The 21913-nt window shown below is 39.4% G+C and carries 22 protein-coding genes and 2 tRNA genes; 18 read left to right on the top strand and 6 right to left on the bottom strand.

Going from position 1 to position 21913, the window contains the following annotated elements:
• The first annotated feature begins 8 nt into the window (after positions 1-8).
• The 8 genes from B5V81_RS03595 to B5V81_RS03560 all read left to right on the top strand — a co-directional run bounded on the left by B5V81_RS03595 (position 9) and on the right by B5V81_RS03560 (position 5024).
• A complete protein-coding gene (locus B5V81_RS03595) occupies positions 9-230 on the top strand; it encodes a hypothetical protein (RefSeq protein WP_212112158.1) in 222 nt (73 codons plus the stop codon).
• Positions 231-251: 21 nt separating this feature from the next.
• Positions 252-2615 (top strand): phage major tropism determinant, encoded by a 2364-nt coding sequence (locus B5V81_RS03590; RefSeq protein WP_212112157.1) that lies wholly within the window; start codon positions 252-254, stop codon positions 2613-2615.
• A gap of 68 nt (positions 2616-2683) precedes the next feature.
• On the top strand, positions 2684-3346 hold the full coding sequence (gene bgtA / locus B5V81_RS03585; RefSeq protein WP_212112156.1) for a gene transfer agent endolysin BgtA: 663 nt from the start codon (positions 2684-2686) through the stop codon (positions 3344-3346).
• Positions 3343-3570, top strand: coding sequence for a hypothetical protein (locus B5V81_RS03580; RefSeq protein WP_120100703.1), 228 nt, complete (start codon positions 3343-3345; stop codon positions 3568-3570). Before bgtA ends, B5V81_RS03580 begins: the two co-directional genes overlap by 4 nt.
• A gap of 116 nt (positions 3571-3686) precedes the next feature.
• Positions 3687-3917 (top strand): hypothetical protein, encoded by a 231-nt coding sequence (locus tag B5V81_RS03575; RefSeq protein ID WP_212112155.1) that lies wholly within the window; start codon positions 3687-3689, stop codon positions 3915-3917.
• 102 nt (positions 3918-4019) lie between these two features.
• Positions 4020-4265 carry a ribbon-helix-helix domain-containing protein gene (locus B5V81_RS03570; RefSeq protein WP_120101653.1) on the top strand — a complete coding sequence of 82 codons (246 nt, stop codon included), beginning with the start codon at positions 4020-4022 and terminating at the stop codon, positions 4263-4265.
• Between the two features lie 2 nt (positions 4266-4267).
• Positions 4268-4537, top strand: a complete 270-nt coding sequence (locus B5V81_RS03565; protein ID WP_005773399.1) for a type II toxin-antitoxin system RelE/ParE family toxin — start codon at positions 4268-4270, stop codon at positions 4535-4537.
• Between the two features lie 118 nt (positions 4538-4655).
• On the top strand, positions 4656-5024 hold the full coding sequence (locus tag B5V81_RS03560; RefSeq protein WP_212112154.1) for a helix-turn-helix domain-containing protein: 369 nt from the start codon (positions 4656-4658) through the stop codon (positions 5022-5024).
• Between the two features lie 100 nt (positions 5025-5124).
• Here the strand turns inward: B5V81_RS03560 and B5V81_RS03555 are convergent.
• Positions 5125-5199 (bottom strand) — tRNA-Asn (locus tag B5V81_RS03555).
• 176 nt (positions 5200-5375) lie between these two features.
• On the opposite strand from B5V81_RS03555, the gene B5V81_RS03550 reads away from it, so the two are divergent.
• The 6 genes from B5V81_RS03550 (at position 5376) to B5V81_RS03525 (ending at position 13411) form a co-directional block, all read left to right on the top strand.
• Positions 5376-5449: transfer RNA gene (locus B5V81_RS03550), tRNA-Cys, on the top strand.
• Between the two features lie 213 nt (positions 5450-5662).
• Complete coding sequence (locus B5V81_RS03545; RefSeq protein ID WP_212112153.1) at positions 5663-6337, top strand: protein-L-isoaspartate O-methyltransferase family protein; 675 nt, start codon at positions 5663-5665, stop codon at positions 6335-6337.
• 33 nt (positions 6338-6370) lie between these two features.
• Positions 6371-7696, top strand: coding sequence for a TolC family outer membrane protein (locus tag B5V81_RS03540; protein ID WP_212112276.1), 1326 nt, complete (start codon positions 6371-6373; stop codon positions 7694-7696).
• A gap of 244 nt (positions 7697-7940) precedes the next feature.
• Positions 7941-8507 carry a DUF2497 domain-containing protein gene (locus B5V81_RS03535; protein ID WP_212112152.1) on the top strand — a complete coding sequence of 189 codons (567 nt, stop codon included), beginning with the start codon at positions 7941-7943 and terminating at the stop codon, positions 8505-8507.
• A gap of 142 nt (positions 8508-8649) precedes the next feature.
• On the top strand, positions 8650-11373 hold the full coding sequence (locus B5V81_RS03530) for a valine--tRNA ligase (protein ID WP_212112275.1): 2724 nt from the start codon (positions 8650-8652) through the stop codon (positions 11371-11373).
• A gap of 1246 nt (positions 11374-12619) precedes the next feature.
• A complete protein-coding gene (locus tag B5V81_RS03525; protein ID WP_212112151.1) occupies positions 12620-13411 on the top strand; it encodes a tetratricopeptide repeat protein in 792 nt (263 codons plus the stop codon).
• A gap of 104 nt (positions 13412-13515) precedes the next feature.
• Here B5V81_RS03525 and B5V81_RS03520 read toward each other — a convergent pair whose 3' ends face one another.
• From B5V81_RS03520 to xth, 5 genes are all read right to left on the bottom strand, one after another.
• On the bottom strand, positions 13516-14262 hold the full coding sequence (locus B5V81_RS03520) for an amino acid ABC transporter ATP-binding protein (protein ID WP_212112150.1): 747 nt from the start codon (positions 14260-14262) through the stop codon (positions 13516-13518).
• Between the two features lie 11 nt (positions 14263-14273).
• Entirely contained in the window at positions 14274-14990 is a 717-nt protein-coding gene (locus B5V81_RS03515; RefSeq protein WP_212112149.1) for an amino acid ABC transporter permease, read from the bottom strand.
• A gap of 2 nt (positions 14991-14992) precedes the next feature.
• Entirely contained in the window at positions 14993-15745 is a 753-nt protein-coding gene (locus tag B5V81_RS03510) for an amino acid ABC transporter permease (protein WP_212112148.1), read from the bottom strand.
• A 140-nt stretch (positions 15746-15885) separates the two neighbouring features.
• Positions 15886-16791 (bottom strand): transporter substrate-binding domain-containing protein, encoded by a 906-nt coding sequence (locus tag B5V81_RS03505; RefSeq protein WP_212112147.1) that lies wholly within the window; start codon positions 16789-16791, stop codon positions 15886-15888.
• 124 nt (positions 16792-16915) lie between these two features.
• On the bottom strand, positions 16916-17698 hold the full coding sequence (gene xth, locus B5V81_RS03500) for an exodeoxyribonuclease III (protein ID WP_212112146.1): 783 nt from the start codon (positions 17696-17698) through the stop codon (positions 16916-16918).
• Between the two features lie 498 nt (positions 17699-18196).
• Between xth and rpsL the strand changes: the two genes are divergently transcribed.
• The 4 genes from rpsL to B5V81_RS03480 form a co-directional block, all read left to right on the top strand.
• A complete protein-coding gene (gene rpsL, locus B5V81_RS03495) occupies positions 18197-18568 on the top strand; it encodes a 30S ribosomal protein S12 (RefSeq protein WP_005773262.1) in 372 nt (123 codons plus the stop codon).
• 18 nt (positions 18569-18586) lie between these two features.
• Positions 18587-19057 (top strand): 30S ribosomal protein S7, encoded by a 471-nt coding sequence (gene rpsG / locus B5V81_RS03490; protein WP_005773264.1) that lies wholly within the window; start codon positions 18587-18589, stop codon positions 19055-19057.
• 24 nt (positions 19058-19081) lie between these two features.
• On the top strand, positions 19082-21166 hold the full coding sequence (fusA, locus tag B5V81_RS03485) for an elongation factor G (protein ID WP_212112145.1): 2085 nt from the start codon (positions 19082-19084) through the stop codon (positions 21164-21166).
• A 63-nt stretch (positions 21167-21229) separates the two neighbouring features.
• The coding region (locus tag B5V81_RS03480; protein ID WP_212112144.1) for a GTP-binding protein at positions 21230-21913 on the top strand (684 nt) is incomplete at its 3' end.

Here is a 21913-nt window from a genome sequence, read left to right as displayed (position 1 = left end):
GAGTTGAAATGTCATTAAAACCGTTTGCCATATCAGAGCTTAGCGACCCGTCTCAAGTACGGGTTGTTTTGTATTCGGGGGATCATTTTGTTCACGCGCCGCTTCATGGTGTTTTTGATTTACTGAAAACAGCTTTGAAAGCCGAGCTTGATGGTTCGTTAAAAGATTTAGAGAAGCGCTTAGAAGTCTTAAGCGAAGAGTTTGAAGACTTGAAAGAGTGTTCATTTTAAGTTAATGGAGGAAGAAAGCAGATGAAGATACCTGATCATAGTCATGAGTATTTGATACCGGTAGCAACACAAGAGGAAATTAGAGAAGGCACTTCGCAAAGTAGTGTTGTTGTTCCGAAGATTTTAGGGACGGCCTCTTTGTATTCGTATGAAACCTTTGCGCCGTTAGAACAGGTTGTTAATGCAAGACAAGAGTCGGAAAAAGCCATGGTGCGTGCGAATGGTGCGCAACAGGTTGCCGAAGAATCGAAGAGGGTGTCGGAGCAAGCGCTTACAGAGGTGACGAAAACGGGTGAAGCGGTTACAGCAGCTACGACAACGGCTAGTCTTGCGAAAGATACAGCGGATACAGCCAAGGGCTTAGCAGAAGAAGCCAAGAGTGCCTCTGAAGCCGCCAAGCAAATGGCAGAAGAGACAAAAGCAGCAGTCGATATAGCCTCAGGAGAAATCAATAGTACGAAAGGTTCATTGGCTACGGCATTGCAAAGTTTTGAAGAGGTTAAGCAGGTAAGTGAGAATGCCGTTAATATCTCGACCGAAGCCAAGAGGTTAGCTGATGAATCGAAGACCATTGCAACCCGTGCAGAACAAACAGCGAGAGATGCCTCTCAAACAGCAACAGAGACGACGCAAGTAGCCGCAAAAGCGGTAGCAACATGTCATGAAGTTAAGACAGTAGCGACACAAGCAAGTATGAAGGCAGATGGAGCTAAACAGACAGCCGCTGATGCGAAGGATATTGCCGAAGAAGCAAAAGGTTTATCGGAACGGGCGACATCTTCTATTACAGAACTTACAAAAACAACGTCTCAAGTACAAACGGCAGTAGAGAAAGCATTAACGGATTTAAAAGACGCCAAGCAGACAGCAGAAGAAGCTAAACAGACAGCCGCTGATGCATTGACAGCGTCGAAAGATGCCAAATCACAATCAGAGACAGCGGTAAGCAGGTCAGAAGAGGCAAAAGCTCTTTCAGAACAATCCAAGAATGCTTGTGCTGAAGTCAAGGCATCTGTTGCAACTGTTAAGATAGTTGCCGAATCGGCGCAAACAGGAGTGGAACAAGCCTTGCAAACAGCTTCAGAAGCGAAGGGTTTGGCGGAATCTGCGAAAAGTGCAGCAGATAGTGTAACAGAGAAAGTAGAGCAAGCGCTAAAAGAAGCTAATGATGCGAAATCTAAAGCGGACAGTTTAGAGACAGTTGCGACTGAAGCAAAATCCACGAGTGAACAAGCAAGCCAAACCGCCTCTAGCTCTAAAAATTTATCAGAAGCAGCCAAACAAGAGGCAAGTCTTGCGAAGACAGCTGCGGAAGAAGCGAAAAATGCATTGACACAAGTGCAAGAGAAGGCAGAGAGTAACAGTGATAGTATTTCTTCTCTTCAAGGTAGTGTAAATTCTCTTTCTACTTATTTTTTAGAGAGTGTACATTTTGCGCAGCCCCACAAAATTCTGGAAGCTAATCCGGAAAATAGAAAAGGTCTTGTGATCAATGACGGGGCATGTTTTCGCTTTTATCATGGTGGTGAAAATGGGGGTAGGTACCTCTTTTACCGCGTTCCAGGGCGTGGAAGGATGACTTTTGACAAAGATTTTGAAGCAGGAAAGGATTATTATATATATCTCATCTTAAAAGATCAGACGAATGAGCTATCCTTTGAGATTTCGCAAAATCCGACGGCTCCTGATGGCTATACAGAGCATAATTCTGAAAAAATCGGTGGCTTTCATACGCTTTGTGCAGATGTTGGTGAGATTGAAGATCATCCGTTATCGGGTTATCAAGCGGGGGATATTCTCCCTGATTCTGTTTGGAGTTTAAATCACCGTCCCAGAAGTGATCCAGAGGGAATGGTTTACAATCCGTGGCATAATATTTGGGTTGATATTTATCTTCAATCAGGGACAGATGAAAATACGAAGTCTGCTTATGGTGTTCCGATTACAACCAATCGTAGCTATTCTGACCATCTCGTGGATTTTTCGTCTGTTAATAAGAGATTTTTGACGAGTGATGAGTTTGTGTCTTGTATGTATGGCATCAATTCTGGAACCAGTATTATAGGCAATCAAGCGCCTTCTCCCAAAACGTCTGGAGGACACGTTGATACAGAAAATCATCGTATGATTTCGCATATTGGTTGTGAGGATGGTTGCGGTTATGTGTGGCAATTTTTGTCTGGTTGTTATCCAGTGACTAAATGGCATACAGGGGAACAAGTAAGCAGTTTACGTGTAGACGTAAATGTTATGTTGGGAGGAGGCGATTGGTCTGGTGATGCTAGTAATGGTGAATTTGCGCGGAATTTTGCGCATTCTCGTTATGATGAAGATGAAAAAATAGGCGCCCGTGGATGTAGTGATCCACTTTATTTATCATATTAACGCTAGACTGGTTAGAAGATCATTTTATTCAGCCCCACTGATGTGGGGCTTTTTTTATGGAGGACGAAATGAGAAAGATATGCCAAGAAGGTTTAGAGCTTATCAAACAATGGGAAGGATTACGTTTAGAAGCGTATAAAGATACGGCATGTATCTGGACCATTGGTTATGGTCACACCAGCAATGCTGGTAACCGGCTTGTCAAAAAAGGTATGCGTATTACGAAAGAGCGAGCAGAAGAAATCCTTTGTGAGGACTTAAAGCAATTTGAGAAAACCGTCGAGGAGGCGGTGACGGTTTCATTAACAGATTGCCAATTCGCGGCATTGGTGTCGTTTTGTTATAATGTAGGAACAACAGCCTTTTGTAAGTCGAGCCTTTTGAAAAAACTTAATCAAGGGGATTATGAAGCGGTTCCAACAGAGTTACAGAAATGGAATAAGGTTGGTGGGAAGACTCTTCAAGGTTTAGCCAATCGTCGAGCAGCAGAAGCTGGTTTGTGGGCAAAGGGGTCTTATATTTCTTCAAACTATCAACGAGTGGAAACGAAAGAGGCGAGAGGTCTTTTCAAGGTAGAAGCACTTGCGCCGATTATAGGGTCTTGTTCAGGATTTGGAGGATTATTGGTCGGCAATGGACCGATTCAGTGGGCTTTAGCAGGGATTATGGTTTTAGCCGCTTGTACAGGTCTGGTGATTGTCGCCAAGCGTTTTCGGGAACAGCGCTTATGATTTTTGGGTTCAAAAGAAATCTGTCTCTTCTGTTAGCGGCTTTAGCCGTTTTTTTAATGGCATTAGCCAAAGCCTTTCATCTTGGCAAGAAAAGCGAGCAGCAAAAGCAAACAGAGCGCGCTTTAAAGACAGCAACAACCCGTTTTGAGGTGGAAAATGAAGTTAATCAAAAAACTGATGCTGGTGTGCGCTCTGCTTTGTCTCGTTGGATGCGGGGCAAATAGGACAGTTTCTTGTGTTGGTTGGTTGCCCATTTATTTAGACAAGCAAGATGTCAATACCATCAGTTCCAACCTAGCAAGAGATATATTGAAACATAATCAACAGGGAGCACGCTTATGTGGTTGGCAAAATGAGTAGCAAGGGAAATAAGAAGAAACAAGAACTCTCAGAGACAGAACAACGGCTTCTTCATGAGATGATAGAAACCTACCAAGGCTTAAAGATGATGTCACGCATCATGAAGTGGATTGCCTTCTTTGTCTTTATGTTTGTTATCGATTTCTTTCGTTTTATAGACGCGCTAGAGAATAGCTTCTCACACTTTAAAAAATGGATGACGAAAAGTTAGATATTTCTTCTGTAAAAAAGAGATTGATATTAATTATAAGTTAAACTATGTTTAACTATGTTATACAATGTATAATCATTAAAATTTTAAAGAGGAAATATTATGAGTATAAAAAGTGAACTTATAGCAGCTAAAGTAGATATAAATCTAAAAAACGCATTTATGGCTATAGCTGAAAGAAAACACCGTCCAGCATCTCAAATTTTACGTGATCTTATTCGTATTTACGTTGAAAATAATAAAATACCTAATAAGGAAACGCTTGAAACTTTTCATAAAACCGACAGAAATGAAGATGTTTTTTATGCTAAAAATATTGCTGATTTGATGAAGCAACTGGACATCTAATTATGCGTTCAGTGAGTTATTCAGGAAAGTTTAAAAGAGATGTAAAACGGGCAAAAAAACGTGGGAAAGATATGCGAAAGCTTACAGAAGTTATGCAACTTCTAATTCATAAGCAGCAATTGCCTGCTATTTTAAATGATCACGCATTACAAGGCAATTGGAAGCCTCGTCGAGATCTTCATATAGAGGCAGATTGGTTATTAATTTATATAGTTGATGAAGAGCGAGTCCATTTTGATAGGACAGGTACGCATTCAGATTTATTTAAGTAAGAAATTGATAGTGAATTCTCAAAAAAATTCTGATTCGCATTAGCAATAATTGAGGAAAGTTTGAAAAAGATTTGTTAGAATCAGAGGAAATATTTCTTCTTCTAACAGGACTTTCTAGATGCTTACATCTTTTGGTAAAATTTTACGCAAAATTCGCGTCGATCATTTTGAACGACTCTTAGATATGGCTGATAAATTAGGTATATCTGTAGCATTTTTATCTTCAGTTGAGATTGGCAAAAAATCCGTACCCATTGGTATGGAAGACAAGATTATAGAGCTGTACGGTTTAGATCAAGAGAAGGCTTCTCTCTTAAGAAAAGAAGCCTATGCATGTCGCAAGAGTTTTACAATCAAATCTTCAGACCCATTTCGTTGTGAAATTATTGGCATGTTCGTTAGAAACTTAGAGAATTTTTCACAACAAGATGTAGCAGAATTAAAAGACCTTCTTGAGAAAGTTGGCAAAAAAAGAGGCGCTTTGTAGAAGAATATTAGAAAACCCTATTCCCGTACTTTTATCTACACACCCCGTACCTTAAAAAAGATATTTAAAATTAATAAGTTATGCTCAATAAAAAAAGAAGTGGCTCCCCGGGCCGGATTCGAACCAGCGACCAACCGGTTAACAGCCGGTTGCTCTACCGCTGAGCTACCGGGGAACGGTGCTCAATAACTTAGCTGAAGAGGCTATAGCAAAGCAATACTGATTTGCAAAGGATAAAATTACTTTTTTTAAAAAAAATATAATAATAAGAAGAAAAAAGGCAAGAGAAGGTTTCTACACCTTGACGGATGCTTTACCTTCCCTTATTGAAACCTTTATATTTGTTGATGAGGCCTTGTGGCGGAATGGTTACGCAGAGGACTGCAAATCCTTGTATCCCGGTTCGATTCCGGGCGAGGCCTCCAGCCGATTTTAAACAAAACGGCTTTTAGGGGAGGTGTAAGAAAAGAAATTATTCCCCTCTAACGCTTGTAAAGACGATTTTGTGTGAGAGACTGTACTGTTAGAATTGAGTTGCTGACTGTCGTATTGTTTGTAACACCCATAGTTTAAGAGATCTTAGTCCTTCATTGTTGCTATTTTGTTTGTTTTTTGTAGGTTAGGAGAAAATAGTCGTTATGGTTGCAGATTTTGCTGAGCTTCGTCGCAAAATGGTTGACAATCAAATTCGTACAGTCGATGTAACGGATTTATCAGTGCTTGAAGCTTTTTTAACGATATCTCGTGAAGATTTTGTATCGGAAGATATGAAAACACTAAGCTATCTTGATACCGATATTGTTTTATCTCCAGTGCAAGATGAGGTTTCTGCACGCTATTTGATGAAGCCTGCATCTCTTGCAAAATTATTACAGCTTGCTGCTGTAAAATCATCAGATGTTGTTTTAGATATTGGTGCGAATAGCGGTTATTGTGCTGCCTTGCTTTCAAAGCTTGCGGGGTCTGTGATTGCGTTGGAAAGTAATAAGTCTCTTTTTGAACACGCTCTTGACGCTTTAGAGCGTAATCAATGTGATAATGTGGTTGTTATTCATGGTCCATTAGAAGAGGGATATGCCGTTGAGGGACCTTATGATGTGATTTTTATTGAGGGATCTGTTGATTTTATTCCACAAGGCATCTTTGATCAAATGAAGGATAGTGGACGTCTTGTTGTCGTTGAAGGGTATGGAAATGCAGCTGTAGCACGAATCTACATCAAAGAAGATGGAATCATTTCAGCACGTCGTGCTTTTAATCTTGCTGTAAAGCCTCTTTCTTGTTTTTTAAAAAAAGCTGATTTTGTATTTTAGTGTTTGTTCGTTTTATCAATAGAAGATAATTCTATTATTCATTTAGGGTTTGTTATTGTGTATGTTGCGTTTAAAATAAACAAGAGGTTTCAGGCGTGCTTTTTGCTGGTGTTGAGTCTTTTCTTATCAGGGGCTGTTTGTGCTGAAACATTGATGGATGCTTTTTCTAAAGCTTATCAACACAATGCTAAGTTAAATAGTGAACGGGCGGCTGTTCGTATAGCCAGTGATGACGTTGTCATTGCGCGATCAGGGTTATTACCACAAGTTGAAGGGATTGGGAGTTATGGGCGGAGTAAATCTTTTACAGGTCCTTATGTCACTTCTGGATCTATCGGTATCAGATTAAATCAAAGATTGTTTGACGGTTTTATCACGCAAAATATATTTTCTTCAGCTCAAGTTAAGCTGCAGGCGCAACGTGAGTATCTTCGTAATGCTGAACAAAATACGTTTCTGGAGACCGTGACGGCTTATGCTAATGTCTATCAGGCACGTCGTGTTGCTGATCTTCGGAGAGAAAATTTAGCAGCTCTTGAAGAGCAAGTTCGTTCCAATAAAGCAAAATTTGATGTGGGTGAGGGAGGGCGTGTTGACCTTGCTCAAGCTCAAGCTGCACGTTCCGTGGCCGTTTCAGAGCTGAGTCTTGCTCGTGCTGATGTAAAAGCAGCAGAAGCAGCATATCGTCAAGTTATTGGCTCTGATCCTGAAAAGTTAAAACGCCCTCCCGTTGCTACAGATCTTCCCATCAACCTTGATACGGCTTACCAAATGAGTGTTGTGATGCATCCAGCAATCCTTTATGCTCAATATTTAGTCAATGCGAGTGGTTACAATGTAAAGGCCAAAGAAGGAGCATTGCTCCCTAAAGTTGATTTTTCTGCAACAGCATCTTATAACCGAATTTACAGTGGTGCGGGAGAGGATGGCGTTTCTAAATCAATCGGATTGTCCGTGAGTGTTCCAATCTTTGAAGGGGGGCGTGCGTCTGCGCAGATTCGTCAGTCGAAGGAACAGTTTGGACAGGCACAACTTCAACTCGATTTGGCACATAGTAATACGAGACAAGCACTTACTTCTGCTTGGTTTCAGTTGGAAGGTGCACGCGCGTCTGTTCTTGCTTATCGTGAAAGTGTGCGTGCTGCTGAAATCGCTCTTAAAGGTCGTGTTCAAGAAAATCGTGTAGGGCAAGCAACAACATTAGATGTTTTAAATTCTCGTACTCAGTTGATTAATGCTCAAATTGCGCTTGCAATGGCAGAGCGTAATGCTGTTGTGGCAAGCTATAGCGTTCAATCTTCTATTGGTAAATTGACTGCAAATTATCTAGGCTTAAAAACAATTCAATATATTCGATAATGCATAAAAGTAGCTCTTTGATCTCAAATCATTTTAGTTTTTTCAAAATTAGTTAATCAGTTGTTGGATATGTTGAAAAACAAAGTGGTGATGTTCTTTTTAAGTACAGAAAGTTGTGCGTAGCGCCCTCTTTGTAACAAGCATATTTGAAAATATCATGAGAGTCATGTTGATCTTATGATTCTTTTGCATACACTGAAAATATGATTCTATTTGTTGTTGCGTCTTTGAGAGGTTGTAAAGTATGGTACAGAGTTCAAGCGTGTTACGTGAGCCAAGTATGGATGAGATTTTGACATCTATTCGTGAGATAATCGAAGAAAATGCAGTCCAACCTGATCACTTTTTAAATGAAGATATCACAGTAAATGCTTCAGAAGATCGCTCAGAAGCTGCGTCAGAAGGTGTTTATGATACAACCCTATCGGTTGATGATGCTATGAAGGCTTTAGCTGATCGTATTGGGCTTTCTACTGAAAATCAAGGGGGAAGGAATGCGCAAGAAAAAGAGAATGCACAGGTAGAAAATGATACAGTTGGTGTGGATGTGCAAAAGATGAAGTTTTCTTCTGAAGAACGGAATTCTGTTTATAAAGTGAGAGAATATGAAGATGAGAGCAGGAAATCACAGTCAGAAGCTGGAGGAACTGGTCCTGTGGAGTTGTCTGCATATTGCGTTGCTTCCGCAGAAAAGATTGCAAAGGATGTGTTGCGTCCAGCTATAGCAGAATGGCTGCAGTCTAAATTGCCTGGTTTGCTGGAAGATATTTTACGTGAAGAGATTGTGAAGGCGATTAAAAAATCATCTTAATTATTTTCATATTTTTCATTTTTGAGAAGTTTATTTGAGGTTTTGCGGTCTCTCGAATGAGTAGATGAGGTTTGCGGGATTCTGATCGTGTTTTGGTTATATATTGTTATTGTGTTTTTCAGCGGCGTTATGGATGGATAGAATGTTAGAAAAAAACTATGATGCTGCTTCCATAGAGCAACGAATTGCAAAGAAATGGGAGACTCGTGGGGCTTTTAAAATGGGAGCGGGTTCTAAAAGTGGTGCAGAACCTTTTTGTGTCATGCTTCCACCTCCTAATGTTACAGGCTCACTTCATATGGGGCATGCGCTCAATACGACCATTCAAGATATAATGGTTAGATTTCAGCGGATGCGTGGCAAAAATGTGTTGTGGCAGCCTGGTATGGATCATGCTGGGATTGCTACACAAATGGTTGTAGAGCGTCAACTTGCAGAACGCCAAGAGCCAACACGTCAAGAAATGGGGAGAGAAAAGTTTATTGAGCGTATTTGGGAATGGCGTCATGAAACGGGAGGCATTATTGCGAACCAGTTGCGTCGCCTTGGCGTTTCATGTGATTGGTCGCGCGAGCGGTTTACAATGGATGAGGGCTTGTCGCAGGCTGTCCGTGAAGTCTTTGTTACGCTTTATAAACAAGGATTGATATATAGAGATAAGCGTCTCGTCAATTGGGATCCTAAATTGTTGACGGCTATTTCGGATCTTGAAGTTGAGCAAAAAGAAGTTCAAGGACATTTGTGGCACTTTAGGTATCCACTTGAGGGTAAAATTTTTGACCCAAATGATGCAACAACTTTTATAACAGTGGCGACAACACGACCAGAAACAATGCTTGGAGATACAGGAATTGCTGTTAATCCTGAAGATGAACGTTATAAACATCTTATAGGTAAAAATGCTCTTTTACCCCTTGTTGGTCGTCGGTTGTTGATTGTTGGTGATACGCATGCTGATCCTGAAGCTGGAAGTGGTGCTGTAAAAATCACACCAGCCCATGACTTTAATGATTTTGAAGTAGGGCAGCGTAATGGTTTACGCTTAATCAATATTTTTACTTCAAAAGCCGAGATCTATCTCTGTGAAAATGAAGCGTTTTTTGATGGTTTGGTTTTATCAGATGAATTAAAAATGTTAGTAGAAAATCTTGATAAAGCGGATCGTTTTGTTGCGCGCCAGAAGATTATTTCTTTGATGGAAGAACAAGGGTATCTAGCTTCTGTTGATGATCATGCTCACATGGTTCCTCATGGTGATCGCAGTGGTGTGCCTATTGAACCTTTTTTGACAGATCAGTGGTATGTTCATGCTGCTGAATTAGCAAAGCCAGCGATAGAAGCTGTTCAACAAGGAAAAATGCAGTTTGTTCCTGATAACTGGAAAAAGACTTACTTCAATTGGATGCAAAATATTCAGCCTTGGTGTATTTCTCGCCAATTATGGTGGGGACATCAGATTCCTGCTTGGTATGGTCCTGACGGAACAGTTTTTGTTGAAAAAAGTGAAAAAGAGGCTTTAGCTTCGGCTTTTGCTCATTATGGTGAGGTGGTTGAATTAATCCGTGATCCGGATGTCTTAGATACTTGGTTTTCATCAGCTCTTTGGCCTTTCTCAACATTAGGATGGCCAGATAAAACAACTGAATTATCTACTTTTTATCCAACATCTTTATCCGTGACAGGATTTGATATTATTTTTTTCTGGGTTGCTCGTATGATGATGATGGGACTTCATTTTATGGGTGAAGTTCCTTTCCCAACGGTCTATGTGCACGCTCTTGTGCGAGATCAAAAGGGTGCAAAGATGTCAAAATCAAAGGGAAATATTATTGATCCCTTAGAGCTTATTGATCAATATAGCGCTGATGCTCTTCGTTTTACTTTGGCTATTATGGCAGCGCAAGGTCGTGATGTAAAACTTGATACTTCTCGCATTGCTGGTTATCGTAATTTTGCTACAAAATTGTGGAATGCTACTCGCTTTGCACAGATGAATGGTGTGAAGCATGATCCGACTTTTAAGCCAGGAAAAGCAAAGCTGGCACTTAATCGTTGGATTTTAACAGAGCTCTCTAAAACGATTTCAGCAGTGACGGCCGGTATTGAGCATTATAAGTTTAATGAGTCTGCAGCCACACTTTATCGTTTCATTTGGAATACATTCTGTGATTGGTATTTGGAGCTTCTCAAACCACTTTTTCAGGGTGAAAATGAAGATGCTAAAAGTGAGGCTCAAGCTTGTACTGCTTGGGTTTTAGATGAAGTTTATAAACTTCTTCATCCCTTTATGCCTCACATGACAGAAGAGTTGTGGTCTCTTACAGAAACGCAAGAGATCAAGCGTGAGGATTTGCTTGCATTGACAAAATGGCCAGAAGAAACGTTGATAGATGAAGAGGCTGCTGCTGATATTAATTGGCTTATTGATGTGGTCACAGGGATCCGGTCTGTACGTTTTGAAATGAATGTTCCAGCAGCTACACGAGCGCCTCTTGTCGTTGTCGAAGGAGGGAAAATAACGCGAGAGCGTCTACAGCGTTATGATGCACTTCTTAAAAAGTTAGCACGTATTGAAGTCATTCATTTCTCTGATAAAGTTCCAGAAATATCGGCACAAATGATTTTAGGAGAGGCTGTTTTTTGTTTGCCATTGGGACAGTTAATTGATTTGGAAGCTGAACGTGTTCGTTTGAAGAAGGAGGTCCGTAAAATTGAACAAGATATTGAAAAAATATCGCTTAAGTTGAATAATCCGAAATTTATAGCAAATGCAAAAGCAGAAATTGTTGAAAGTGAACAAAATAGGGTTGTAGAACTGCGTTCTGCGCAAAAAAAGATATCTATCGCTTTAGAGCGGTTGGGTTGATTCTAACTTCTTATTTTTACGATGGCTGATTTTACAGCATTACAGTTGATATCGATTAAAAAAAGAAAATTTTTTCTTTTGTTCGTCTTTCTTCAACACGGTTATGAAACCTCCATGGGTGAGCCAGCGTTTTTATCTTCATCATTAAAGGGGCAGCTCTTAAGGCACTCAACTCTCATTTCGCGCTGGCGCTTATGAATTAGTATAATGGTCAATCCATTGTGTCTCCCCATCTTTACACTTGTTAAGTAACGAGTCAGCGCCATTACACACTTTATCAGCACCTAATATTGCGCGGACATTGGTATTTAAGGCAATTCATAATAGGTATTTTTAGTCCTTTCTTACACAGCCTTTACTCCACACGGGGTTCTCTCTGCTTGTAACGTGAAAGTGGATGGTTTTGATTGATTCAACGTGGAACAGGTCTGAAATAAGGAAATTTTACGATATTCGAGGGCTTCGTTCAATCAGAAAAACAGAAAACTATCATTATAAATCAATACGTTGACTTGTTACTGTAAAACACTATCATTCAGGGCAATAAAGCATATAAAATTTTCATATGTGGTATTTTTGTTATATATCGCGGTGAATATTTAGGGGAAGTCTTATTTGTAGAGCTTAGAAAGCTGCAAGCGGGTAAGGTCGTTATATTTTTTAGCCTCCAATGTTGTGATCACTGCTTATATTTGAGTATATTTATTAGAGGCGTTTTAAATCCTCTTTTAAGCTCACCCGAAAACCCCGCTCATCGCTTATTCGTAAGTGATTTTAATTGCTTCAATAGGAGAGATGGAAGAAATTCTCCTCTATTGGGGGTAAATGAAAAATAAATATTCATACTTATACATCAATATGTTATCTATTAAATATAGGAAGTATTTAGCAGTTAGAATCTACTGAAAAACTAAATTTCCTCCTTTTTCAAAATTATGTTCAATGCGCAGGTTATTTTATTGAATGATTTTTACTCATTCATATAAATTTAAAAATAACACAATCTTATAATGTTAAAGAATATGTTACAAAATATAGGATGAAAATTTGTATTTAAAAATCAATTTGTTGCATATAAAAATGAGCGCTTAATTTTATTGAACAGTTTTGATCGTTTTCATTTATTTGTCTTTTCTTTTTAAAATTTTACTTTAAAATCTCTGCTATTTCTTACAAAAGATAAGAGTTTACAGATCTACAAAGAAATTTGTAACAGATAGGACAATTAACATTGAGAGGGGGGAAAATGGTCAAGAGATTTCAGATATGGAAAAAAGCTACGATTGTTGTGACCTTAGGGGGATTTTTTTCAATAGCTTATACAGTAGATGGCAATAGCTTGCAGGGAGCCAATGATGGTTCGTTTTATTTTTTGAAACGTGGTATGACTGCTTATAAAAATGGACAGATAAATCAGTCACTTGCAGCGTTACGTTGTGCAGCTAATATGGGAAATATTGGTGCAAATTGGAAGCTTGGACGTATCTATGCAGAGGGTGATGGTGTCCCGAGAGATGATTACAAGGCCTATCATTTTTTTGCATATATCATTAAAAAAGGTGCTGATCTTGGCTCAGAGGATGAAAGTTTTGTTTCTGATGCATTGGTTAATCTTGCTGGATATATAAAAAAAGGCATTCCTCAATCACCTGTGAAACCGAATCCTTCTTATGCCGCTCGTCTTTATATGCAGGCTGCGGTGAACTATGGAAACCCTAAAGCTCAGTATTATTTAGGAAAAATATTTTTAAAGGGAGAGGGAAGGGAGAAAAATCTTATACAAGCAGCGCGATGGTTTCAACTTTCAGCAAAAAAAGGAAATCCTTCCGCCCAAGCGATGCTTGGAAATATACTGCTTCAAGAAGGAAAAATCATTCGCGGTACGGCAATGTTAACTGCAGCCTACGAAAAAGCTAACGTAAAAGACAAAAATTGGATTCGTCCTTTACAAGAGCAGGCTTTTTCTATTTGTAATGAATTCGAGAGACGTACAGCAATTTCACTGGTTGCTGATATTCTAAAAAATAAGAACTTTTAACGACCTGATTGTAATATTTTTTTACATTCTCTCATTTGTTATTAAACTCTACTTTCTTGTGTTCAAATTTACAGTAGAGATAGTTTTTTGCGATGATATAATGGCTAATGACTTAGGATTTTAGACAAAAATTCTTGCGTTCTTGGTGTTCTCGCATGCGGATGAGAAAAGAACTCTTTAGATGAACAGTCTTCAAGAATTGCTCCTTGATCTATGAAAATAATACGCTCCGAGACTTTTCGTGCAAATCCCATTTCATGGGTTACACAAATCATCGTCATACCTTCTTCTGCTAAACTGATCATGACATCGAGCACTTCACCTACCATTTCAGGATCTAGAGCAGAGGTTGGTTCATCAAAAAGCATAACAAGTGGATCCATAGTTAAGGCACGTGCAATAGCAACACGCTGTTGTTGTCCTCCAGAAAGTTGACCAGGATATTTATCTTTATGTTCAATGAGTCCAACGCGTTCAAGATACAACAAACCACGTTCAAGTGCTTCTTTTTTGCTTCGTTTTAGGACTTTTATTTGTGCAATTGTCAAATTTTCGGTGATAGATAAATGGGGAAAAAGCTCGAAGTGTTGAAATACCATTCCCACTTGACTCCGCAACTTAGGCAGATTCGTTTGTTTTGAATGAACTGGTATTCCATTAATCCAAATTTCACCTTTTTGAAAAGGGACGAGAGCGTTAATAGTTTTAATGAGTGTTGACTTTCCAGATCCTGATGGTCCACAAATGACAACAACTTCTCCTTTATTAATATTGGTTGTACAACTCTTAAGGACTTGAACTTCGCCATACCAATTAGAAACATTTTTTATTTCGATCATATGAGTGGACATTTTTTTCCCCGTTAGCGAATAATAGATACTTTTTTTTGTAAATATAAAACGATTTGTGATAGTGTAAAACAGATAATAAAATAGAAAATAGCCGCTAAGATATAAGCTTCTTGTTTTACACCAAAATTATTAGCAGCAATATCAAATCCATTCAAAAGGCTATGACCGCTGATTGCATAAACAAGGGTTGTATCCTGAAAAAGGATAATAACTTGTGTTAAAAAGACTGGAAGCATATCTCTAAAGGCTTGAGGAAGAATGATAATATACATACTTTGCCAGTATGTCATCCCAAGAGCTTGCCCCGCATATTTTTGCCCTTGCGGAATTGAATTGATACCAGCACGCATAATTTCAGCAAAGTAAGCCGTTTCAAATGCGGTAAAGGTAATAAGTGCTGATTTATTGGCACCGATAGATGTCCCTGTTAAAAAAGGTAGAAGCACGAAAAACCATAAGATAACCATCACAAGTGGTATTGAACGCATAGCTGTTATGTAAACGATTGCAAACCAAGAAAGAATTTTTATGGAAGAAAGGCGCATCATTGCTAAAAGCGTGCCGAAAACAAATCCCAATACTGTTGCAAAAAGCGTTAGAAAAACGCTAAAGAGCAAACCTGATAAAATGTAAGAACAAAATACATCAAAGGTAAAAAAGGAAAAATCAAAGTCAGAAAAATTGAAAGGGAAATAAAGTCCAAACTGAGAGCTTATGAAATTTATCATATTCAATTTCCCTTTGTTTGAAAATTAGGAATTTTGAGCATTTGTTCAATGACTGTCATCACAATGAATACTAATAAGGCGATAAGAATATAAAGGATTGTAACAAGCAAATAGTTTTCGTAAACATGGCTTATCTCTTCAATTGCTTGGTATTGAAATTGCATAAGCTCATTTATTGAAACGGCGAATGCTATAGACGAATTTTTCACAATGCCCATTGCTTCTGAAGTAAGCGGCGGCATAATTGCACGGATAGCGCGCGGTAATATGATGTAGCGATAACTTTGATAAGTTGTAAACCCCATTGCCATAGCAGCGTAGCGTTGTCCTGAAGGAATCGCTTCAATACCTGAACGAACCTGTTCTGCGATACGTGCCGATGTAAAGAATCCCAACGCGCATGTTATTAAGAGAATGGGGGAAAATTTCATTGCTGGTGGATAAATCTTGGGAACAACAAAATACCATAAAAACACCTGCACAAGAAGGGGAATGTTACGCATAATTTCTACCCAAATAGCACCAAGGGTGCGAAATACACAATTGATGATGAACGTTTTGGGTAAAGTGCGCAGTGTTCCTATAATAACACCACAAAATATAGCTAATATAAGTGAAGTGATGGACAATATAATCGTATTTTTAAAGCCATCAAGAAGTGTGTCTAAATAGGTATGACTTACGCCGGGAGTGCCCAGGCATCCTGTCACCAGTGTTTGAGTAAGGTCATCTCTACAAAGAAAAGAAAAGTCCATCAATTGATATTCCCTCAAATGAGTCATTCATAAATATGACAGTAAATCAAGTGCATCTACATAGGCAGAATTTATTAAAAAGTGAACTAAAATATAAACCACACTCAATTTTTAAAGAGTGTGGTTCTCCTTTTCAAATTCTATAAATCTTTTTCTGTGTAGCTTTCCCGTGGCTTATTGTTTGGGTGATCCCAAGCATATCTTGTTTGTTGTGATAAGGGAAGGTTCATAACAGTATTAGCAGGCGGAATCGGTTTCATAAACCATTTATTATAAAGCTTTTCAAGTGATTCATCTTTAATCTGACGTAGGATACTATCGTTAATGGCTTGTTCAAAGTTTTTGTCATGTAATCTAAGCATGCAGGCGATGGGTTCGACTGAAAGTACGGTGTCAAGAATGACATAATCAGATGGATTTTTTGATTTTGCAATATGTCCAGCAAGAATTGAGGCATCCATAACAAATGCATCGGCACGACCAGATTCGAGTAATAAGAAACTATCTCCGTGATCTTTTCCTTTGACGACCTTAAAGTGAATATTTTTTGCACGTTTATTTTTACGAATAAGTTGAACAGATGTTGTACCGGTGGTCGTTGCAACTGTTTTGCCATTTAAATCATCAAGAGATTTAATATTAGAATTTTTCTTTACAGCAATTCGAACCTCTTCAACGTATGTCGTATACGCAAATGCTGCTTCTTTACTGCGGGCAATATCATTTGTTGTTGATCCGCACTCAAAATCATAGGTCTTGTTTTTTAAGAGAGGAATTCTATTTTGAGAAGTAATAGGAAGATAATGAATTTTAATCGGTTTACCAATCTTTTTTGAGAGATCATCAATGATACGTTCTGCCATTTCTGTATGAAAACCTACATATTTATTATTACCAAGGGCGTAGGCTAAACCAGATGATTCACGGACGCCTAAAGTGATTTCTCCTGTTTGTCTTATTTTTTCAAGCGTATCATTTTCAGCATACGCGACACTTGTGAGCCCGATGGCTGCTGCTGCAATAAACATTAACAATGATTTCTTCATTTATGTCCTCCATTCATTTATTTTTTATTTTACTTACTTAAGATATACTGTTTGTACGGTGTAGCATAGTTATTCTCCTAAGTGGAATTTTTTTGTTGTCTTATAAGATGAGGGTTATACTTTCCTAATTGATATTAAGATGAATCCAAACAGGAACATGGTCGGATGGTTTTGGATACCCCCTTACTTCTGTTTGACTATGAGCGCAAATAAGGTGATCAACTGCTTCTGGTGATAAGAGTAAATGGTCAATGCGAATCCCATTATTTTTAGTCCATGCTCCAGCTTGGAAATCCCAAAAACTGAAGGAGGGTGTATCGGTGACATTCCGGATAGCATCGTAGAGACCTAAATAAAGGATACGTTGGAATGCTTTTCTTGTTTTTTGAAGAAACAAGGCATCTTGATTCCATTCTTGAGGTTTTTTTGCATCTAATGGGGTAGGGATGACATTGTAATCGCCGGCTAGAACAAGAGGCTCTTCATATGCAAGCAATGACTTTGTGTGGGCATATAATCTTTCCATCCATTCTATCTTATAGGAATATTTTTCACTCTCAATAGGGTTTCCATTTGGCAAATAGAGAGATGCAATACGTACAACACCTTTGTTGGTTGAATAAACGGCTTCAATGTAGCGTGCTTGTTCATCATTATCGTTGCCTGGTAATCGACGGATCACTTCATCTGGTGTTTTTTTAGAAAGAATTGCAACGCCATTAAAACTTTTTTGTCCGTGTGTTTCTATATGGTAACCTAGATTTTCAATTGCATCACGTGGAAAACTTTCATCAATGCTTTTAATTTCCTGTAGACAGACTATATCTGGCTGACTTTGCTGTAGCCATTGACATAATGTTTCATGTCGTGCTTTTATTCCGGCAATATTCCACGTTGCTATTTTCATAGTGTTCATCATTAGATATCAAATATGCAATTTAATTTGCTGCATTAATGTTTTACTGTAGTCACATCGTTGCTTTTTTTGTTTATAGGATGATATTACAGTGGTTGATTGATTTATCAAGAGTCCCGATAAAAGCAAATTTAAAGTTTTTAAATTTAATTTATTTTGATTTTTGAAAACTTTCTGCTGTATTAGTTCTTGACGAATGTCTGTGTTCTCGCTATTAGACACAAATATAACCGATGTGGAAGTGATCAGTTGTTTTGGATATGATACCAGAGGATCATTCAAACGGGTGTTAAAAAGATTAAAAGCAAATGCTAGTGCAAAAGGCTATTGCCTTCTCTGCTTGTGGTCGGGTAAACTGTTTTTTTGCAGGTGTGCCCGATTTTGCGTTTAGAGTCAGTCATCTATGCCAGTTTTATTGGAGTGGATGAGATAAAAATAGAAAAAGCCCAATTGGGTGAGACGAATATAGATTGAAAAGAGGAAGGTTGCATGCCTACCGTAAACCAGTTGATTCGCAAGCCGCGTGTAGCGCCAGTTAAACGTAATAAGGTTCCTGCTTTGCAGTCGAATCCACAGAAGCGTGGTGTTTGTACACGTGTTTATACAACAACGCCGAAGAAGCCTAATTCTGCTCTTCGTAAAGTTGCTAAAATTCGCTTGACGAATGGATTTGAAGTGATTGGTTATATTCCTGGAGAGGGACATAATCTTCAAGAGCACTCTGTTGTGATGATCCGTGGCGGTCGTGTGAAAGATTTGCCGGGGGTTCGTTATCACATTATTCGTGGTTTGCTTGATACACAAGGTGTCAAAAATCGTAAACAGCGTCGTTCAAAATATGGCGCAAAGCGTCCAAAATAATATTGAGAGACAAAGCCGATGTCCCGTCGTCATAGAGCAGAAAAGCGTGAAATTAATCCAGATCCTAAGTTTGGTGATTTGGTCATTACAAAATTTATGAATGCCATTATGTTTGATGGTAAAAAGTCAGTTGCAGAGCGTATTGTTTATGGTGCGCTTGATTCTGTTGAGAAAAAAGTAAAAACAGATCCAGTGGATCTCTTTCATCGGGCTTTAGAGAATGTTGCTCCTCATATTGAGGTTCGTTCACGTCGTGTTGGTGGTGCTACTTATCAAGTTCCGATTGATGTTCGTCCTGATCGTCGTCAGGCTCTTGCTATTCGTTGGTTGATTTCGGCGGCACGTGGGCGGAATGAGACAACAATGATTGAGCGTCTATCTGGTGAATTGATGGATGCAGCTAATAATCGCGGTTCTGCCGTGAAGAAGCGTGAGGATGTTCATCGTATGGCTGAGGCTAACCGTGCATTCTCGCATTATCGCTGGTAGAAGTTTTAAACTAAGGCAAATATAATGGCTCGCGAATATAAAATTGAAGATTATCGTAATTTCGGTATTATGGCGCATATTGATGCCGGTAAGACTACGATGACTGAACGTATTCTGTTCTATACGGGTAAGAATCATAAAATCGGTGAGACGCATGATGGTGCTTCTACGATGGATTGGATGGAACAGGAGCAAGAGCGCGGTATTACGATTACATCTGCTGCAACAACAACTTTTTGGGAAGGGCGTGACGGTCGGAAGCGTCGATTCAATATTATTGATACACCAGGGCACGTTGATTTTACAATTGAGGTTGAACGCTCTTTGCGCGTTCTTGATGGGGCTATAGCGTTGTTAGATGCTAATGCTGGTGTTGAGCCTCAGACAGAAACTGTTTGGCGGCAGGCTGAGAAATACCGTGTCCCTCGCATGGTTTTTGTTAATAAGATGGATAAAATAGGTGCTGATTTCTATCGTAGTGTGGAAATGGTTGGTTCTCGTTTGGGGGCTAAAGCGCTTGTTTTGCAGTTGCCAATTGGTGCTGAAAACGATTTTGAAGGTGTTGTTGATCTTGTTGAGATGAAGGCTTTAAAATGGGATGGTTCTATTGGTGCCTCAGCGGTAATAAGTGAAATTCCTTCTGATTTAAAAGAAAAGGCTGAGGAGTATCGCGAGAAACTCATTGAGATGGCTGTGGAAGTTGATGAGTCTGCTATGGAGGCTTATTTGGAAGGTGTTATGCCAACCAACGAGCAGCTTGTTTCTCTCATTCGTAAGGGAACCGTAGAGGTTCAGTTTCATCCTGTTCTTTGTGGTACGGCTTTTAAAAACAAGGGTGTGCAGCCGCTTTTGGATGCTGTCGTTTCTTATCTTCCTTCTCCGGTTGATATTCCGGCGATTAAGGGTGTTGATGTGAAGACTGAAGCTGAGACGACACGCGAATCTTCTGATGATGCTCCGTTGTCTATGCTTGCTTTTAAAATTATGAATGATCCTTTTGTTGGTTCGTTGACTTTCTGTCGTATTTACTCCGGTAAAGTTCATAAAGGTATTTCTCTTGAGAATACGGTGAAGAAGAAGAAGGAGCGTTTAGGGCGGATGCTTCAAATGCATTCAAATTCTCGTGAGGATATTGAAGAAGCCTTTGCTGGTGATATTGTAGCGCTTGCTGGTCTTAAGGAGACAACAACAGGTGACACGCTTTGTGATCCTTTAAAGCCTGTTATTTTGGAGCGTATGGAATTTCCAGAACCTGTTATTGAGATTGCAATTGAACCGAAAACAAAAGCAGATCAGGAAAAAATGGGTATTGCTCTTAATCGTTTGGCAGCGGAAGATCCTTCATTTCGTGTTAAGTCGGATGAGGAATCGGGTCAGACTATTATAGCGGGAATGGGCGAGCTTCATCTTGATATTATTGTTGATCGTATGCGGCGTGAATTTAAGGTTGAGGCAAATGTTGGGCAGCCTCAGGTTGCTTATCGTGAGTCAATTACTAAAACGGCGGAAATTGATTACACCCACAAGAAACAATCGGGTGGTGCTGGTCAATTTGCTCGTGTAAAAATTGTTTTTGAGCCTCACGAAGGTGATGATTTTATTTTTGAGTCGAAGATTGTTGGTGGTGCTGTTCCTAAAGAATATATTCCAGGTGTCCAAAAGGGGATTGAAAGTGTTATGGGGTCAGGGCCTCTTGCAGGATTTCCTATGCTTGGTGTAAAAGCAACGCTCATTGATGGTGGTTATCATGATGTCGATTCTTCTGTGTTAGCTTTTGAAATTGCTGCTCGTGCAGCTTTTCGTGATGGAGCAAAAAAAGCTGGTGCACAGCTTCTTGAACCGATCATGAAGGTGGAAGTTGTTACGCCAGATGATTATGTTGGTGATGTTATTGGTGACCTTAATTCTCGTCGAGGACAGATTTCAGGAACTGAGGCGCGTGGTATTGCAACGGTTGTCAATGCAATGGTTCCATTGGCGAATATGTTTGGTTATGTAAATACCCTTCGCTCTATGAGTCAAGGGCGTGCGCAGTATACAATGCAGTTTGATCACTATGAGCCTGTTCCTTCGGCTGTTGCTTTGGAGATTCAAAAGAAATACGCGTAATTTCAGGTTGGTAAATTAACTTTTAACTTAGTCCTTGGCTTGGACGGAAAATGGAGAGCTCAAATGGCGAAGAGCAAATTTGAACGTACAAAACCGCATGTTAATATAGGTACGATTGGTCACGTTGATCATGGGAAGACTTCGTTGACAGCAGCAATTACGAAATTTTTTGGTGAGTTTAAAGCATATGATCAAATTGATGCAGCACCGGAAGAGCGCGCACGTGGTATTACCATTTCCACGGCTCACGTTGAGTATGAAACGGAAAAACGTCACTATGCCCACGTTGACTGCCCAGGACACGCCGATTATGTGAAAAACATGATCACTGGAGCGGCGCAGATGGATGGTGCTATTCTGGTTGTTTCAGCGGCTGATGGTCCCATGCCTCAAACACGTGAGCATATTTTGCTTGCCCGCCAGGTTGGTGTTCCTGCGATTGTCGTTTTTCTTAATAAAGTTGATCAGGTTGATGATACAGAACTTTTGGATCTTGTGGAGCTTGAGGTTCGGGAACTTTTATCCAAATATGATTTTCCAGGTGATGATGTTCCAATTGTTAAGGGTTCTGCATTAGCTGCTCTTGAGGACAAGGATAAAAGCATTGGAGAAGATGCGGTTCGTCTTTTAATGAGTGAGGTTGATAATTATATTCCCACACCTGAGCGTCCTGTTGATCAGCCATTTTTGATGCCGATCGAAGATGTTTTTTCGATTTCAGGTCGTGGAACGGTTGTTACGGGTCGT

The organism is Bartonella queenslandensis (assembly GCF_018155095.1).
GTDB classification, from domain to species: domain Bacteria; phylum Pseudomonadota; class Alphaproteobacteria; order Rhizobiales; family Rhizobiaceae; genus Bartonella; species Bartonella queenslandensis_B.
This window is presented reverse-complemented; position numbering and strand designations above follow the sequence as displayed.